Below are 15,746 nucleotides of genomic sequence, written 5' to 3' on the forward strand. Positions count from 1 at the left end.
GTGGTCCATCGACTATGACAGTCTGGATCGAGGAAGGGACGACGAATGCCTGCCAAGAAGCACAAGCCCGAAGAGATCATCGGCAAGCTGCGTGAGGTTGAGATCATGCTGGGCCAGGGCGGCACGACTGCCGAGGCATGCCGGCGCATCGCAGTCAGCGAGCAGACCTACTACCGTTGGCGCAAGGAGTATGGTGGTCTGAAGACGGATCAGGCGCGACGGATGAAGGACCTGGAGAAGGAGAACCTTCGGCTGCGCCGCGCGATCTCGGACCTGACGTTGGACAAGCTGATCCTGCAGGAGGCGGCGCGGGGAAACTTCTAAGCCCCGCACGGCGCCGGCGGTGCATCGACCATGTGCGGGAGGTGCTGGATGTGTCCGAGCGACGGGTGTGCCGCGTGCTTGGCCAGCATCGGTCGACGCAGCGCAAAGTGCCGTGTGGGGCAGATGACGAGGAGGCGCTGACGGACGACATCGTCGCGCTGGCCAAGCAGTACGGGCGCTACGGCTATCGCCGGGTAACCGCACTGCTGCATGCGGCCGGCTGGTCGGTGAACCACAAACGGGTGGAGCGGATCTGGCGACGCGAGGGGCTGAAGGTGCCCCAGCGGCAGCCGAAACGCGGTCGGCTGTGGTTGAACGATGGCTCGTGTATTCGGCTGCGACCGGAGTATCCGGGGCATGTCTGGGCGTACGACTTTGTAGAGGCGAGGACGCACGACGGACGCAAGTTCCGCATCCTCACGATCATCGACGAGGCCAGCCGCGAGTGCCTGGCGCTGGTGGTCGCGCGCCAGCTCCGCCACGAAGATGTGCTGGCGGCCCTGGCCGAGCTGTTCATCGATCGGGGACCGCCTGCGCATATCAGGTCGGATAACGGCAGCGAATTCATCGCCACCGCCGTCCAGAAATGGCTGGAGCAGATCGGGGTGAAGACGCTCTACATCACGCCTGGCTCGCCGTGGGAGAATGGCTACAACGAGAGCTTCAACGGCTCGCTTCGTGACGAGTTGCTCAACGGCGAGATCTTCTACAGCCTTGCCGAGGCCAAAGTGCTGATCGAGGCCTGGCGGCGCCACTATAACACTGTCCGTCCGCACAGCAGCCTCGGCTACCGGCCACCAGCCCCGGAAGCGGCGACACCGCCATTGCCGGCCTCCGGTTCCGCTTCGCTCCACCTCCGACCGGCAATGGCGGCGGAGACGACGATGCACTAACTATTGAACCGGACCACCCAGTGGGGGCTGCTCACCTCGCGCTTGCGAAGAGGCGGCCGGCGCAAAGACCGGAAACGACCGCACGTTCAGTTGGAGACGACGATGAAGCGCCTGCCGAAAGGGGTTGCAATCGCGGCCATGACGATGCCGGGAATCGCCTTGGGGCAGACCCAGCCCACGCCCGTCCAACAGCTTCCGGTCTCGCCCGCTGCCCCGGTCGATCAGCAGGGGATCGTTCCAGCCCCCGGTGCCGCACCCGCTGGCAGCTATCCCGAAGCAGCCTTGGGCTATGGCGCCAAGGCCGGACCACGATTCCACCTGGCACGCTGGGCAGAGGACTGGTCATTCCTGCGCGACCGGTCGAAACGCACGGGCCCTTTCGATGCGCTCAAGTTCATCCCGTTCGACGAGGGTGGCGACATCTATCTGACACTCAGCGACGAGCAACGTCTGCGCCACGATACCATCACGAGTCCGGGCCTGCGTGCCGGGCGCGATACTAACGCGATCCTGCTGCGCAACGTCGTTGGTGCCGACCTGCACATCGGCAAGAACTTCCGCGCCTATGGCGAGCTTGCGAGCGGCGTGCAGGAAGGCGGCTATTTTGGTGCGGTCACGCCCGTCCAGCGCAACGACCTGCTCGTCCAGCAACTCTTCGCCGAAGTGAAGGGAAATGTCGGCGGCATGAACGCCGGCATCCGCGTCGGCCGGCAGGACTTCCAGGACGGCCCGATCCAGCTGGTCAGCATCCAGGAAAACCCCAACATCCGCATCACCTTCGATGGCGTGCGCGCCTATGCGACGGGCAGGCGGGCGCGCATCGGCGTGTTCGACCTGCACTATACCCGGCTCGGGCTCGACGCGTTTGACGATCCGACCGACAAGAGCCGGCGCTTCTCGGGCGTCACCGGCAGCGTCGTCGTCCCCACGAATGCGTTCGGCAGTTCGAAACTCTATCTCGATCCGTTCTTCTATTATCTGCGCAACCGCAACCAGCGCTGGGGCGCCACTGTGGCGCGCGAGGAACGCCGGTTCTGGGGGGTGCGGCTGTGGGGCGATATCGGACCCATCAATGTCGACGTGAGCGCCAACCATCAGTCCGGCACCTATGACGGACGTGCCGTATCGGCCTATCAAATTTTCGCCGCGCAGACCTTCGCGCTTGGCAAGCCGACCCCGACCGCCACGCGGATCGGCTGGCGGGCCGACATTAGCTCGGGGGGCGGTGCGTTCGGGACGGGCACGCTGCACAATGCCAGCCAGTTGTTCGGGACAGCCCCCTATTTCAGCTACGGCATCTTTGTCGGCCCGACCAACTATCTGGACGTCGCGCCGACCGTCAGCTTTACGCCGTTGAAGGGCGTGCGCGTCCTCACCGAGCTCGCATTCGTGTGGCGCAACGACGAACACGATGCGGTCTACAGCGGAGTCGGCAACGCCTATGCGGGCACGCAGAACGTGGCCGGCCACGACGTCGCACAGTTGGGCCGACTAAATGCCGTCTGGTCTGCCACGCCGAATCTGTCGTTCACGCTTCGGGCAGAATATCTCCGCGCGGGAAATGTATTGACGCGCGCCGGCTATGCGGACTCGCTGTTTACCGGAGTATGGACGACCTTCCGTTTTTGAAAACGGATCGATCCAAGGTCTGTCAACGCCGAGTCCGAATGCTCCGATGTGAATACCAAGCTTCAGCCTGAGTAGCCCCTAGTTTTCTAGACGCCTTCCGCCTTTGAAACCTGCTGCCGTTCGAACGCGACGGGCGACAGCATCCCGTTCCTGACCCGCTTGCGTACAGGGTTGATAGAACATCTCGACGTATTCGAACGCGTCCTGCCGGGCTTCCTCACGGGTTTTATTGGTGCAGCGCCGGATGCGCTCACGCTTGAGCAAGGAGAAAAAGCTCTCGGCGACGGCATTGTCATGACAGTTGCCGCGTCGGCTCATCAAGTGCTCAAGATTGTGAGCCCGGATGAAGCCAGCCCACTCCATGCTAGTGACCGCCTCGTGGCTCAAGCCGTCGCGTCGCACGACATCGATCGACCCGGCGAGCACCAGCCACGCCGGCGCTCCCAGCTCGCCGATATCGAAAACCACCGCGCCGGAAGCGAATTTCTGCGCGGGGCCGCTCGCGAACCGGGACGCGATTTCGAGTTGCCCCGACTCGAGGACCGGAAACATCTGGTGCTCGCGCGTGCCAAAAGTGCTCATGCGTGTTTACCGACCGGCTGGAGGCCGAGCAGCACGGTCGGGATCAGTTCGGACAAAGTAGGATGGATCGGCACAAGCATTCCCATTCCTCATCGGGGATATCGAAAAGGCCTGAGTGCCGAAGATGCCGGCATTGCTGACCAGGATGTCGACCGCTGGTCCCGACGTTACCGGCCACACTGCGTACATCAACATGCACGACCTCGCGCTTGAGGTTGGCGACAGCCTCTTAGGTACGACTCTCGGCGCGCCCATTCAAGACGACGATTGACCCGGCTGCCGCCAATATCTTAGCGAGCGCAAAGCCGATCCCGGCGGTCGAACCGGTCACGAGCGCCGTCTTGCTGGAAAGGTCGATGTTCTGAGCTACCTTCCAGGGATAACCTTCGCCGGTCGGGTTTGTTCGTAAAGTCAGCCCTGCGCGGTGAGTTGCGCCCGCACGGCATCGGCCAGCGGTGTCGTCGGACGCCCGATCAGCTTCGAGAGCTGATGGCCGTCATCGAACAACGCGCCCTTCGAGGCATCGACGTCCCACGCGGCAAGCCCTTCGGCGAAGCCGTCGGGCAGGCCGACCTGCTTCACGATCGCGGCGTAATCTGCCTGCGGCAGATCACGGTACGGGATGTCGCGACCCGTCTGGCGCGAGATCTCGGCGGCAAGGTCGGCGAGCGTCACCGCGTCGTCACCGGCCAGCTCATAGGTCTTGCCCTCATGGCCATCGCTGGTCAGCACGATGGCTGCGGCTTGGGCATAATCGGCGCGGGTCGCGAGCGACAGACGTCCCTCGCCAGCGCTGCCGACAAGCGCGTCATTCTCCAGGGCTGCGGGAATCGAGCCGGTGTAGTTCTCGGTGTACCAGCCATTGCGCAGGAGGGTCGTCGGAATACCGGAGGACGCCAGCAGCGCTTCGGTCGCACGGTGCTCCTCGCCCAGGCTGATCGGCGAGCGGTCGGCGTGCAGCAGGCTGGTGTAGACGATACGCTTGATGCCTGCCTTCGTGGCGGCTTCGATGACGTTGCGGTGCTGCGGCTCGCGCTGCCCGACTTCGCTCGACGAGATCAGGAGCAACGTGTCGATCCCGGTTAGTGCCGGAGCGAGCGTCTCAGGCTTCGCGTAATCGAACGCGCGTGCCTCGACACCTAGGTCGCTGGCCTTTTCGGGCGAGCGCACCAGCGCCACGATCGGCTCGTCGGTCGACTCGCGCTTCAGGCTTTCGATGACGAGGCGGCCAAGCTGGCCGGTCGCGCCGGTGACGCCGATGGTCATGACAATTCTCCTTCAGTGACGCGGTGAGATCAGTTGAAACGGAAACCCGAGATGGCGGTCGACAGCACTTCCTCGGCATAGACCCGGGCGCCTTCGCCTTCGGCCGCGCCGGCCGCGACCATCAGGGGCAGCAGATGCTCCTCCTTGGCCGGGGGATGAGCGAACCGCGCCGAGGGCGCATCCGCCCAGTGCGCCAGACGCTCGGCCCGCTGCGGGCCGTCCAGCTCCATGCTTTCGGCCAGCCACTGGTCGAACGTCTGCGATCCCGGTGTCGAGCGCGGGTCGCCATAGGCACGCATGTTGTGGAAGCTCATGCCCGAGCCGAGGATCAGCACGCCCTCCTCACGCAGTGGCGCGAGGGCGCGGCCCGCAGCAACATGGAGGGCCGGGTCCAGCCCGCGCTCGACGGACATCTCGATCAGCGGAATGTCCGCATCCGGAAAAGCCACCTTGAGGGGGACGAACACGCCGTGATCCAAGCCCCTCTTTGCGTCGACAGAGGAAGCGATACCCGCATCCTTGAGCAGGGCCGCGGCACGGGCGGCGAGCGCGGGTGCGCCCGGCACGTCGTAGCGCAGCTGATAGGTATGGGGCGGGAAGTTGTAATAGTCGTAGATCAGCTCGGGCCGTTCGGCGCCGGTGAAGGCGAAGCCGTCCGTCTCCCAGTGTCCCGAGACGACGTGGATGGCCTTGGGCTTTTCGGCGAGCGCATCCGGCAGGCTGCGCAGGAACGCTTCCATACCGCTCCACACGCCGCGTGGATCGTCCATGAAGAAGCAGGGGCCGCCGCCATGCGGGATGAAGTAGGTGGGCTGGACGCTCATGGTCATACACTCCGGTGCAGGCGCCGAGGAGGCGGCCTGGATCATCGTTCGATCTGTCGACCGGAATATGTGCTCGATATCGCGCAATGATAATCGCTCGCGTAGAAGAATCAGCTTCAACCACGGGTAGGAAGTCATGGCGGATCGGTTGACGGGTATAGACGTGTTCGTGCGGGCGATCAGGCTCGGTGGCATCTCTGCTGCCGCACGCGATCTGCACATGTCGCCTGCGATGGCGGCCAAGCACCTGGATGCTCTTGAAGCGCGGCTTGGCACCACGCTGGTGCAGCGGTCGACCCGTCGACTTTCGCTCACCGAGGCGGGCGCTGACTATTTCGAGAAAGCCGAACGTATTCTGATGGAGATCGGCGAAGCCGAGGCGGAGGCATCGTCGCGGTCGATCACCGCGCAGGGGCTGCTGCGCGTCAGTGCGCCGGCCACCTTCGGCGTTCTGCACCTTGCCTCACTCATCCCTGCTTTCTCCGCACGTCATCCCGAGGTGACGATCGAACTGGGCTTCAACGATCGTTACGTCGACCTGCTGGAAGAACGTTGGGATGTCGCCGTACGGATCGGGCGCCTCGCCAACAGTGCGCTTGTTGCCCGCAAGCTCGTGGCGATGCGCGTCGTGTTGTGTGCCGCCCCCTCTTATTTGGCGAGGCGGGGAACGCCAACCCGCCTGGCCGATCTCGGCGATCACGATTGTCTGGGCCACACCAACGCGTCGCTTGCAGGAACGACATCGTGGGCGTTCGGCAAAGACGGGACGATCAAGGTGCCGATCTCAGGATCGATGTGTTCCGACAATGGCGAGGCCTTGGTTCGCGCTGCCATCGCGGGCCAAGGGCTGGTCTATGGGCCACGCTTTATTGCGGCAGAGGCGCTTCGCGCCGGCCAATTGAGCGAGCTTGAGCTGGACGAGCCGCCTATGATGCTGGGAGCGGCATATGCCATCACACACCCGACGCGGCGCCCCGCCGCCAAGACGCGGGCGTGGATTGACTTCTTAGCCGAAGCACTCCCCGCTCTTGGCACCGATTGGTGAGAGGCCGAGCTAGCAGACGTCCCGAGTTTTCACCCGAGCACCGCGTCTGCTATCTCAAAACATCACGGTCTTTTATGATTGTAGATATCAGTGACCCAGCGAAAGCACCGCACATGGCTGGCATCGATAACGCCGAGGCTTGGTCCCTTTCAGTTGGTGCAGCGGGGGCCGCGGGCACGGCGGACGTTGCGGGTGAGCGTGAACCGCATCACTGCCAACCCTCGATGACGATCTTGCCGCGTGCGGTAGTGCTCTCAAGCGCCTGGTGCGCACGCTTGAGGTTCGCGGCGTTGATGGGGGAGAACCGTTCGGTGAGGGTGGTGCGCACCTCGCCGGCGTCCACGAGGCTGGCGATGGCCGACAGGATCTGACCCTGCGTTTCCATATCAGCAGTCTCGAACATGGACCGGGTGAACATAAACTCCCAGTGGGTCGACACCGACTTGCGTTTGAACGGTACGACATCGAGCGTCTTGGGGTCGTCGATGAGCGCAAAACGTCCCTGCGGGGCGATCAGCTCGGCGATCTGCTCGATATGCTCGTCGGTGTGCGTGGTCGAGAAGACGAAAGCCGGCGCACCAATGCCCAAATTCGCCACTTGCCGAGCCAGCGGCTGGCGATGATCGATGACATGGTGCGCACCGAGCTCGGCCACCCAGGCCTGCGTTTCAGGGCGCGAGGCTGTCGCAATGACGATCAGCTCGGGTACCTGGCGAGCAAGCTGGATTGCCATCGAGCCTACCCCGCCGGCACCCCCGACGATCAACAGCGCATGTGCTGCACCGGCTACAGGAGTACGCACGGACAATCGCTCGAAGAGGGCCTCCCACGCAGTGATCGCCGTCAGCGGCAACGCCGCTGCCTCTGCCCAATCGAGGCTGGCCGGCTTCTTCCCGACAATGCGCTCGTCGACCAGGTGCAACTCGGCGTTGGTGCCTTCGCGGCCGATGCTGCCCGCGTAGAACACCTCGTCGCCCGGTTCGAAGCCGCGCACTTCAGGGCCAACAGCGCGAACGACACCGGCGGCATCCCAACCCAGGACACGCCAATCACCGTGGATCGAACCCGAGCCAGCGCGCACCTTCGTGTCAACCGGGTTTACCGAGACAGCCTTGACCTCGACGAGGAGATCACGGCCTGTAGCGTTGGGATCGGGAAGTTCGATATCGACGAGAGCTTCCGTGCGATCGATCGTTCCGGGCTGCTGGTAGCCGATTGCGCGCATGATAAATCCTATCGTCAGGGGCTGTATAGCGAACTTTGTCACCTACGGGATACGCACGAGCGACGTCGCGGTTCGACATCGTCCTCAGGCTGGCGACGGCGTGGCTGCCGCTGCCGTCTTCCCCGTGAGGTCGGTGATGACCGCGCCGATCAGAGCGCGTAGCCAGCGGTGTGCGGGATCATGCCGATAGCGGACGTGCCAAGCCATTTCCACGGGAAAGCTGCCAAGGTCGACCGGGGCCGGCAGGATCTTCAGCCGGGGGTCGTGCATCAGCCGCCTGCAGATGAGCGAGGGCAAGGTGGCGCAATAGTCGGTCACCGCCACCATCTCGGCTACCGCGAAGAAGTTTGTCACGGAGATTGCGACGTCGCGCTTCAGCTGCTGTTGCGCCAGCGCCTGGAACAGCCCGGCGCGCATCCGTCCGGGCGGCACGATGTTGACGTGCTTCATCGCCTCGAACTGCTCGCGCGTCATGGCATCGCCGACGCCCGGATGGTCGGCGCGGACGGCGCAGGCGAGCCCTTCGTCCATCAAGTGCTGGACGACGAGGTTGTCGGGCGGATCGACGATGCGGCCCAGCACGAGCGCCGTCGTGCCCGACACGACGCCTGTTTCCACAAGATCGTTGCCGTAGGGCGTCAGGCGGAGCTTGATGCCGGGCGCGACCTTCTCCAGGCGCGCCACGACAGCGGGGACCAGGACGAACTCGACATAGCCGTTCGGCGCGATGGTGAAGAGCCGTTCGGCCTGTGCGGGATCGAAGGCCTGCTGACCGAGGACCGCGTCGTCAAGCTGCGCGAGTGCCTCGGCGATCAGCGGCGAGAGCTCAAGCGCGATCGGGGTCGGCTGGATGCCGTAGCGCTCGCGGACGAACAGTTGGTCCTGGAGCATCAGTCGTAGACGCGATAGGGCGTTAGACAGGGCGGGCTGTGTCATGCCCATGCGCTCGGCGGCCCGCGTGACGCTGCGCTCCTCCATCAACGCGACGAAGATCGGCAGCAGGTTCAGATCGTAGCGCATGCAGTCATCCTGTTAGCGTTATATCTGAAATCAAAAAGATAAACTTCTGGAATATGTCAACAACGCCCATTTCCCCTTCATCGGCGACGGACGCCGCGAACATGGAGGTTCAGATGAGCAAGGGACAGGTTCTCGTTCTTGGATCGAACGCGACGCAGATCGGTCTGCGTGGCGGCGGTACCGCGACGGTCGGTCAGTATCTCAACGAAACGGCGGTCCCCGCGCTGGCTCTGCTCGACGCCGGCTATGATATCGTTCTCGCCACGCCCAATGGGGCCAAGCCGCACATCGACGCCGTCTCCGTTTCGGTTGATCATTTTGGCGGCGATGAGACGGCATTCCAGCGCGCCAAGGACTTTTTTGCCAGCCACCCAGCGATGAACGACGTCCGCAGCTTGCGCTCTGTCGTCGAGGGCGGCCTGGACGGCTTCGTCGGAGTGTTCGTGCCGGGCGGCCACGCTCCCGTCGTCGACCTGATGCAGGACCACGACGCGGGCACGATCCTCCGTCACTTCCACACGGCGGCCAAGCCGACCGCGCTCCTCTGCCACGGACCGGTAGCCGTTGTCGCTACGCTCGACGATGCTCCGGCCTTCCGCAAGGCGCTGGAGGAAGGCGATGACGCCGGGGCGGCCGACCTGGCGCGAGGCTGGATCTACTCGGGCTACCGCATGACCGTCTTCTCGGCGAGCGAGGAGAAGATCGCCGAGGAGCAAGTGCTGAAGGGCGAGCTCTTCTTCGACATGGAAAAGGCGCTGCGCTCGGCCGGTGGCGTAGTCTCGGTCACTGACAAGAACTTCGCTTCGAATGTCGTCGTGGACCGGGAGCTGATCACAGGTCAAAATCCGGCGTCGGACCAGGCAATGGCCGACGCTTTGATCGAAGCCCTCGATCGCGCCGCTGCGTGAGTACCAGGATGACGGGCGGGGCGCTCAGGATGCGCCCCTCTTCGCATATAACCATCACAAGGAACGGTGCCATGACAGCCAACGTGAAGATCGTCGCCGTGCTCACCGCCCGTGCGGATACCGTCGACCGCCTGCACGCTCTGCTCGACGCCATGTTAAAGCCGAGCCGTGCGGAGCCGGGCAATTTGCGCTACGATCTCTGGCAGGACCAGAGCGATCCGAACCGCTTCGTCCTCGACGAGCTGTACGCGGACGCGGATGCGGTTGCCGCCCACCGCGCGACGCCCCACTTCCAGAACTACCTCTCTCAGATCGGCGATCTGGCCGAGCGCGGCGCGTTCGTCCTCAACCCCGTCTCCGCGACCTGAGGGTGCTGCCATGGGCAAGCTTAAAGAATGGGTGGGGTCGGCGCTGCTGGCACAACCGTTCTATGTAGAGGAGCTGCGGATGATCGGCCTGTTGGCACCTGCGCTTCGCCTGGGCCTTATTGGCCTCGTTAATCCACGCGGCGGCTACCGCTGGGGCGGAGCCGCGATCCGGCGAAAAATCAACACCTGACTTGAAGGAATACGGTTATGACCAAAGGTATCGAAGGCAAGGTTGTTCTCATCACCGGCGGCAGCACCGGTATCGGCGCGCAAACCGCGCGGCTTCTGGCGGAACGCGGCGCGAAGGTGGCCATCGCCGCGCGGCGCAAGGACAGGCTCGACGAGGTCGTCGCGGACATCGCCGCAAATGGCGGCACGGCACGTAGCTACGCGCTTGATGTCACCGACAAGTCGGCGGTCCAGTCCGTCGTGGCCGCAATCATCGCCGACTTCGGCCGCCTCGACGTGCTGATCAACAACGCCGGGCTGATGCCGATCCGTCCGATGGCCGAGGTCAACACCGACGAGTGGGACCAGATGATCGACGTCAATCTGAAGGGTACGCTCTACGGCATCGCGGCGGCTCTTCCCGGTTTTCTCGAGCAGGGCAGCGGTCACATCATCAACTTGAGCTCAGTTGCGGGCATCAAGGTCTTCGCACCGGGCGGCACGGTCTATTCCGGCACCAAGTTCGCCGTCAGCGCGATCAGCGAGGGCCTTCGCCAGGAGGTGGGCGAAAAGGTCCGTGTCACGTCGATCGAGCCCGGAGCCGTCGAAAGCGACCTGAAGTTCACGACGTCGGGCACGGCTGCCGAGACGGTTCTCGACTTCTACAAGCAGGCCATCCCGGCGGCGTCGGTGGCGCGTGCTATCGCGTTCGCTGTCGAACAGCCTGATGACGTCGACATCAACGCGATCGTCATCCGGCCGACCGCACAGCAGTTCTGATTTCGACCAGGAGGCGGGGCCGCGCTTGCTCCGCCTCATGGGGAACGTACCGGCCCGCTCTTCCGTTACTTTGCCGAATAATGACTGTCGGTTTCACTTGAGGAGTCATCTATGCCCAAACTTGCCCTGTATGTACCACTGAAGGCCAAGCCCGGAAAAGAGCGCGACGTCGCCGATTTCCTGACCTCGGCATTGCCGCTCGTTCAAGCTGAGCCGGGCACTCTGACCTGGTATGCGATCGAGGAAGGTCCCGGTGCGTACGCGATCTTCGATACGTTCGACACAGAGGAGGATCGGCAGGCACATCTCGACGGCAAGGTTGCAGCCGCACTGATGGACAAGGCAGAAGAACTGTTTTCTGAACCGCCGCAAATTCACAAGTTCACCCTGCTGGCCGCGAAATAGCGGAGCGTCGGCACCCTAAGCTGCCGTTTGACTGCAGGGTAAGGTTCGTGTTTCTATCCGGAATGGTTGGCCCGGTCGTATCAGGAAATGAATAAATGAATATGGAAGGTCATCCGCGATAGTGGATGACCTTGTCTTTTGCACTTACCACATCTCTGAATTTAACGATAAGGCGCCGTTTGGGTGTCGCGACGTGACGGCACCATTAGTTAGCGGGAGATTCTTGGGCACATCAATTTGGCGAGTTATTCGGCTGTTTTGGGTCAATCATTCAGAAAACCCCGCGTCAATCGCGGTGACACATCGCCGGCTCCCGCTTACAGATTAGACCCATTCCAACGTGTGGTCGAGATGCACCTGATCGAACGCATCGCGACGCGTTGCCCATTTGCCAGAGCGCGCTTCATCATGGCCGGGGTCGGGCCATGATGACGGCCGAGTTGTCGATCCGAGCGCCTCGCGCCGCTTCGGATCGGCGGGTCAGTAGTGAATGACCGTGCGGATCGACTTGCCTTCGTGCATCAGTTCGAAGGCCTCGTTGATCTCCTCCAAACCCATCGTGTGGGTTACAAATGGGGCCAGATCGATATCGCCTCTCATCGCATCCTCGACCATGCCGGGGAGCTGTGTCCGTCCCTTGACGCCACCGAAAGCGGACCCCTTCCATACGCGGCCCGTGACGAGCTGGAATGGGCGGGTGGAGATTTCCTCGCCCGCGCCGGCAACGCCAATCACGATCGACTGACCCCAGCCACGGTGCGCTGATTCAAGCGCGGCGCGCATGACGTGGACGTTGCCGATGCACTCGAAGGTATGATCGATGCCCCAGCCCGTCATCTCGATCAGCACTTGCTGGATAGGCTTGTCATGGTCCTTGGGGTTGATGCACTCGGTCGCACCGAACTGGCGTGCCAGCTCGAACTTGGATGGATTGGTGTCGATGGCGATGATGCGACCCGCCTTCGCCTGGCGCGCACCCTGAATCGCCGCGAGGCCGATGCCGCCCAGGCCGAACACGGCGACCGAGTCTCCAGGCTGGACCTTGGCGGTATTGTGGACTGCGCCGATGCCGGTCGTGACGCCGCAGCCGAGCAGGCAGACATGTTCGGGGTTTGCCTCGGGATTGATCTTGGCGAGCGAGACTTCGGCGACGACAGTATATTCACTGAAGGTCGAACAGCCTATGTAATGATAGAGGGGCCGACCATTGTACGAAAAGCGGGTGGTCCCATCGGGCATCAAGCCCTTGCCCTGCGTTTCGCGGACAGCGACGCACAGGTTGGTCTTGCCCGACAGGCAGAAGTCGCACTTGCCGCATTCGGCGGTGTAGAGCGGAATCACGTGATCGCCCGGTCCGACGCTGGTGACGCCTTCACCGACCTCGACAACGATGCCCGCGCCCTCGTGGCCCAGAACCACCGGGAAAACACCCTCCGGATCACTCCCCGCCAGCGTGTACGCGTCGGTGTGGCACACACCGGTGTGCGTCACCCGTATGAGGACTTCGCCTTTCCGGGGTGGGGCGACATCGATCTCGACGATTTCGAGTGGCTTGCCCGCCTCGAAGGCTACAGCGGCGCGAGATTTCATGTTGGGATACCCTCGTTGAGTTAAACCGATTGCTGGTGCGAGGCCGTTGCGTCAGCGCAAATTCGCGGGGGAGCGATCGCTCACTCCCCCGGTATGCCGGTCAGACCGTAACGACGACCTTGCCGATCTGGTCGTTCGATTCGAGGAAGCGGTGAGCGTCTTGGATGGCGTCGAGCGGGAAAGTGCGCGCGATCCGCGGCTTGAGCGCGCCCGATTCCAGACCCGCCACGATGAACGCCTTAGCGCGATCGAGGGCGGCATCGTCCGAGACGATCTCGCTGTAGAGATACCCCTTGAGCGTGAGGCTCTTGCCCAGCACGGAGAACAACGGGAACGGCGTCGGTTCGCCGCTGAGCGCGCCATATTCGAGCAGGATGCCTCCGCGTGCCATGCTCTCGGTCAGCGGCGCGAACGACGGGCCTCCGACCGGATCGAGCACCACGCGCGCACCCTGACCATCGGTTATCTCCATCACCCTCGCTACCAGATCCTCTTCCCCGGTCGCGACGACATGATGTGCACCGGCATCGATCAGGGCCTGGCGCTTGGCGCCGGTACGCGTCGTCGCGATTACCGTCGCGCCGACCATCCGCGCAATCTGGAAGGCTGCAAGGCCGACGCTGCTGGAGGCAGCAGTGACGATGACGAAATCGCCCTCGCCGAGTTTCGCCTGCTCCACCAGCGCACCCCAAGCGGTGACATACTGCATCCACACGGCCGCCGCTTCCTCGAACGTCAGCGCCGCCGGATGCTTGACGACGAGGCGGGCGGGCACGTTGGCGACCTCGCCATAAGTGCCCCAGCGCGCGATATCGAGCGGGGGGATGACGCTGACGGCTTCGCCTTCCGCAAACCCGGTCACGTCCGCTCCGACTGTAACGACAGTGCCGGCAGCCTCATAGCCAAGGCGGCTCGGGAACTCGGCTTCCTGAAGGTAGGCATGGTTGCGGAACATCACCTCGGCGCGGTTTATGCCTATTGCCTTCACCGCGATCTGCACTTCGTCAGCCGCGGGCGCGGGGACTGCCACATCTTCAATCCTGAGGACGCTGGCGTCGCCATATTCGTGGATACGGACGATGCGGCTCATTGGAAAATCCTTGATTATTGAATGATCGTTCTGTAAGGGAGCGGAGCACCAGTTTCAAGATATTATTTATCGATCGTTCCATATCGTGTACCAGAGATGACAGAGACGAAAGCCCGGCGCCGCGCAGGTCGCCCTCGTGTGTTCGACACTGACGCTGCGCTCGACAAGGCGGTGCGGCTGTTCTGGCAGCGCGGCTACGAGGCGACATCGATGGCCGATCTGGTGGCGGAGACTGGCGTCGCCGCCGCCAGTCTCTATGCAGCGTTTGACAACAAGGCGGGGCTGTTTGCGGCGGTAATCGAGCGCTACGCCGCGACGTTCAGCGTCCACCTCTATGCACCCATCAACGATCCGGCGTTGTCCACCTACGAGGCCGTCAAAGGCTTGCTGGAACGAGCGGCGTCATCATTCTCGGAACCTGGAACGCCGGCCGGCTGCTTCATGTATTCGGCAGCGGTAGCCGTTTCGCCGGCGTCCGCCGCCATCGAATGCCTGCTGCGCGACAAGCGTATCGCGGCGGAGGCCCTCCTGATCGAGCGTCTGCAACGAGGCGCCGTGCAGGGCGAGCTTGGGGCCAACACCGATCCGGCCGTGCTAGGCAAATTCATCAATACGGTCATGCAAGGCATGTCCGTTCAGGCGCGCGACGGCGCTACGATCAACGAACTGCTCTCCATCGCCAAAATGGCACTCGATCGATGGCCGGCCGCGATATGATCGTTACATGGTGGTCATCTGCCAATCCGCCTCCCGCGACCGAACAGTCGAACTCATCTCATCGGACGAAAGTACATGAAACACGTGACATTGCCCGGCGGGGAAGTGGTTCCTTCAATGGGTCAAGGCACCTGGAAGATGGGTGAACATGCTGAGCGGCGATCCGATGAGATCGCCGCGCTACGCGCCGGTGTCGAGCTGGGCATGACGCTCATCGATACCGCTGAAATGTACGGCGATGGCGCGGCGGAAACGCTGATCTGCGAAGCGCTCGGCGATCATCGCGACCAGTTGTTCCTCGTCAGCAAGGCGTATCCACAGAACGCATCGCGCTCCCGCCTTGCCGGTGCGTGCGAGGCGAGCCTGAAGCGGCTCGGCACCGATCGGCTCGACCTCTACCTGCTCCACTGGCGTGGATCGGTGCCGCTCGCTGAGACGATAGAGGCAATGGAGGCGCTGAAATCGGCAGGAAAGATTCGGCATTGGGGTGTCAGCAACCTCGATACCGACGATATGGACGAGCTTGTCGCTGCCGGCGGGGATGGCTGCGTGACCGATCAGATCCTATACAATCTCGTCCGTCGAGGCCCTGAGTTGGACCTGTTGCCGTGGCTCGCACAGCACAAAGTGCCAGTGATGGCGTATAGTCCCGTCGAGCAGGGACGCCTCACAAGCCATCCCGCCCTCGACAAAGTAGCGGCCCAGGTTGGCGGAACCCCTGCGCAGGTCGCACTTGCCTGGACGTTGCGCCACGATGGCCTTATCGCCATCCCGAAAGCGAGTTCGATTGCACATGTGCGGGAAAACCGCGCTGCCGCAGATATCGTCCTCTCCGACGCCGACCTTGCGACACTCGATGCGGCATTTCCCCGGCCAGCGGGCCGTCGCCCACTCGAAATGCTGTAGCGTCAG

At 63.2% G+C, this 15,746-nt stretch carries 16 protein-coding genes and 1 pseudogene; 10 read left to right on the forward strand and 7 right to left on the reverse strand.

All coding sequences use genetic code 11. The features are described 5' to 3' along the window. Nucleotides 1-45: 45 nt before the first annotated feature. Both GQR91_RS09315 and GQR91_RS09320 read left to right on the forward strand, forming a co-directional pair. Nucleotides 46-1,217, forward strand: a protein-coding gene (locus GQR91_RS09315; RefSeq protein ID WP_149681954.1) for an IS3 family transposase whose coding sequence is annotated in 2 segments (ribosomal slippage) — nucleotides 46-310 and nucleotides 310-1,217 — 1,173 coding nt in all. Because the reading frame shifts where the segments join, the coding sequence is not laid out codon by codon here. A gap of 102 nt (nucleotides 1,218-1,319) precedes the next feature. Beyond that, nucleotides 1,320-2,846 (forward strand): alginate export family protein, encoded by a 1,527-nt coding sequence (locus tag GQR91_RS09320; RefSeq protein WP_149681953.1) that lies wholly within the window; start codon nucleotides 1,320-1,322, stop codon nucleotides 2,844-2,846. A gap of 86 nt (nucleotides 2,847-2,932) precedes the next feature. Here the strand turns inward: GQR91_RS09320 and GQR91_RS09325 are convergent. The 3 genes and pseudogenes from GQR91_RS09325 to GQR91_RS09340 all read right to left on the reverse strand — a co-directional run. Next, a pseudogene (locus GQR91_RS09325) lies at nucleotides 2,933-3,215 on the reverse strand (IS3 family transposase); the annotation flags it as partial. A gap of 624 nt (nucleotides 3,216-3,839) precedes the next feature. After that, nucleotides 3,840-4,694 carry an SDR family oxidoreductase gene (locus GQR91_RS09335; protein ID WP_149681952.1) on the reverse strand — a complete coding sequence of 285 codons (855 nt, stop codon included), beginning with the start codon at nucleotides 4,692-4,694 and terminating at the stop codon, nucleotides 3,840-3,842. Nucleotides 4,695-4,723: 29 nt separating this feature from the next. Continuing rightward, nucleotides 4,724-5,563, reverse strand: coding sequence for a DODA-type extradiol aromatic ring-opening family dioxygenase (locus GQR91_RS09340; protein ID WP_235903950.1), 840 nt, complete (start codon nucleotides 5,561-5,563; stop codon nucleotides 4,724-4,726). 91 nt (nucleotides 5,564-5,654) lie between these two features. On the opposite strand from GQR91_RS09340, the gene GQR91_RS09345 reads away from it, so the two are divergent. Next, the gene (locus GQR91_RS09345) at nucleotides 5,655-6,563 is read left to right on the forward strand and encodes a LysR family transcriptional regulator (protein ID WP_149681951.1); all 909 of its coding nucleotides are present in this window, start codon (nucleotides 5,655-5,657) and stop codon (nucleotides 6,561-6,563) included. A gap of 208 nt (nucleotides 6,564-6,771) precedes the next feature. Here GQR91_RS09345 and GQR91_RS09350 read toward each other — a convergent pair whose 3' ends face one another. Further along, complete coding sequence (locus GQR91_RS09350) at nucleotides 6,772-7,788, reverse strand: zinc-binding alcohol dehydrogenase family protein (protein ID WP_149681950.1); 1,017 nt, start codon at nucleotides 7,786-7,788, stop codon at nucleotides 6,772-6,774. A gap of 84 nt (nucleotides 7,789-7,872) precedes the next feature. After that, nucleotides 7,873-8,808, reverse strand: coding sequence for a LysR family transcriptional regulator (locus GQR91_RS09355; RefSeq protein WP_043061434.1), 936 nt, complete (start codon nucleotides 8,806-8,808; stop codon nucleotides 7,873-7,875). Between the two features lie 113 nt (nucleotides 8,809-8,921). Here GQR91_RS09355 and GQR91_RS09360 point away from each other — a divergent pair, with 113 nt between their 5' ends. The 5 genes from GQR91_RS09360 to GQR91_RS09380 all read left to right on the forward strand — a co-directional run bounded on the left by GQR91_RS09360 (nucleotide 8,922) and on the right by GQR91_RS09380 (nucleotide 11,437). Beyond that, a complete protein-coding gene (locus tag GQR91_RS09360) occupies nucleotides 8,922-9,716 on the forward strand; it encodes a type 1 glutamine amidotransferase domain-containing protein (protein WP_149681949.1) in 795 nt (264 codons plus the stop codon). Between the two features lie 71 nt (nucleotides 9,717-9,787). Next, nucleotides 9,788-10,084, forward strand: a complete 297-nt coding sequence (locus GQR91_RS09365) for a putative quinol monooxygenase (protein WP_037528217.1) — start codon at nucleotides 9,788-9,790, stop codon at nucleotides 10,082-10,084. 10 nt (nucleotides 10,085-10,094) lie between these two features. Continuing rightward, complete coding sequence (locus tag GQR91_RS09370; protein ID WP_149681948.1) at nucleotides 10,095-10,274, forward strand: hypothetical protein; 180 nt, start codon at nucleotides 10,095-10,097, stop codon at nucleotides 10,272-10,274. 17 nt (nucleotides 10,275-10,291) lie between these two features. Further along, nucleotides 10,292-11,032 (forward strand): SDR family oxidoreductase, encoded by a 741-nt coding sequence (locus GQR91_RS09375; protein ID WP_149681947.1) that lies wholly within the window; start codon nucleotides 10,292-10,294, stop codon nucleotides 11,030-11,032. Nucleotides 11,033-11,143: 111 nt separating this feature from the next. Beyond that, nucleotides 11,144-11,437, forward strand: coding sequence for a putative quinol monooxygenase (locus tag GQR91_RS09380; protein ID WP_009823882.1), 294 nt, complete (start codon nucleotides 11,144-11,146; stop codon nucleotides 11,435-11,437). A gap of 480 nt (nucleotides 11,438-11,917) precedes the next feature. Here GQR91_RS09380 and GQR91_RS09385 read toward each other — a convergent pair whose 3' ends face one another. Both GQR91_RS09385 and GQR91_RS09390 read right to left on the reverse strand, forming a co-directional pair. Next, nucleotides 11,918-13,027, reverse strand: a complete 1,110-nt coding sequence (locus tag GQR91_RS09385) for an S-(hydroxymethyl)glutathione dehydrogenase/class III alcohol dehydrogenase (protein ID WP_149681946.1) — start codon at nucleotides 13,025-13,027, stop codon at nucleotides 11,918-11,920. A gap of 100 nt (nucleotides 13,028-13,127) precedes the next feature. Beyond that, entirely contained in the window at nucleotides 13,128-14,117 is a 990-nt protein-coding gene (locus GQR91_RS09390; RefSeq protein WP_149681945.1) for a zinc-dependent alcohol dehydrogenase family protein, read from the reverse strand. 138 nt (nucleotides 14,118-14,255) lie between these two features. Between GQR91_RS09390 and GQR91_RS09395 the strand changes: the two genes are divergently transcribed. Both GQR91_RS09395 and GQR91_RS09400 read left to right on the forward strand, forming a co-directional pair. Then, a complete protein-coding gene (locus GQR91_RS09395) occupies nucleotides 14,256-14,834 on the forward strand; it encodes a TetR/AcrR family transcriptional regulator (RefSeq protein WP_235903948.1) in 579 nt (192 codons plus the stop codon). Between the two features lie 75 nt (nucleotides 14,835-14,909). Next, complete coding sequence (locus GQR91_RS09400) at nucleotides 14,910-15,740, forward strand: aldo/keto reductase (protein ID WP_174236610.1); 831 nt, start codon at nucleotides 14,910-14,912, stop codon at nucleotides 15,738-15,740. Nucleotides 15,741-15,746: the final 6 nt, after the last annotated feature.

It is taken from the genome of Sphingomonas carotinifaciens, from assembly GCF_009789535.1.
In the GTDB taxonomy this organism is placed as follows: Bacteria; Pseudomonadota; Alphaproteobacteria; order Sphingomonadales; family Sphingomonadaceae; genus Sphingomonas; species Sphingomonas carotinifaciens.

Excerpts from the sequence above, each read along its gene's own strand:
- GQR91_RS09380 (WP_009823882.1), top strand. The coding sequence starts at position 11,144 with ATGCCCAAACTTGCCCTGTATGTACCACTGAAGGCCAAGCCCGGAAAA.
- GQR91_RS09370 (WP_149681948.1), top strand. The coding sequence starts at position 10,095 with ATGGGCAAGCTTAAAGAATGGGTGGGGTCGGCGCTGCTGGCACAACCG.
- GQR91_RS09390 (WP_149681945.1), bottom strand. The coding sequence starts at position 14,117 with ATGAGCCGCATCGTCCGTATCCACGAATATGGCGACGCCAGCGTCCTC.
- GQR91_RS09320 (WP_149681953.1), top strand. The coding sequence starts at position 1,320 with ATGAAGCGCCTGCCGAAAGGGGTTGCAATCGCGGCCATGACGATGCCG.
- GQR91_RS09365 (WP_037528217.1), top strand. The coding sequence starts at position 9,788 with ATGACAGCCAACGTGAAGATCGTCGCCGTGCTCACCGCCCGTGCGGAT.
- GQR91_RS09400 (WP_174236610.1), top strand. The coding sequence starts at position 14,910 with ATGAAACACGTGACATTGCCCGGCGGGGAAGTGGTTCCTTCAATGGGT.
- GQR91_RS09340 (WP_235903950.1), bottom strand. The coding sequence starts at position 5,563 with ATGATCCAGGCCGCCTCCTCGGCGCCTGCACCGGAGTGTATGACCATG.
- GQR91_RS09350 (WP_149681950.1), bottom strand. The coding sequence starts at position 7,788 with ATGCGCGCAATCGGCTACCAGCAGCCCGGAACGATCGATCGCACGGAA.
- GQR91_RS09375 (WP_149681947.1), top strand. The coding sequence starts at position 10,292 with ATGACCAAAGGTATCGAAGGCAAGGTTGTTCTCATCACCGGCGGCAGC.
- GQR91_RS09385 (WP_149681946.1), bottom strand. The coding sequence starts at position 13,027 with ATGAAATCTCGCGCCGCTGTAGCCTTCGAGGCGGGCAAGCCACTCGAA.
- GQR91_RS09360 (WP_149681949.1), top strand. The coding sequence starts at position 8,922 with ATGAGCAAGGGACAGGTTCTCGTTCTTGGATCGAACGCGACGCAGATC.
- GQR91_RS09345 (WP_149681951.1), top strand. The coding sequence starts at position 5,655 with ATGGCGGATCGGTTGACGGGTATAGACGTGTTCGTGCGGGCGATCAGG.
- GQR91_RS09335 (WP_149681952.1), bottom strand. The coding sequence starts at position 4,694 with ATGACCATCGGCGTCACCGGCGCGACCGGCCAGCTTGGCCGCCTCGTC.
- GQR91_RS09355 (WP_043061434.1), bottom strand. The coding sequence starts at position 8,808 with ATGCGCTACGATCTGAACCTGCTGCCGATCTTCGTCGCGTTGATGGAG.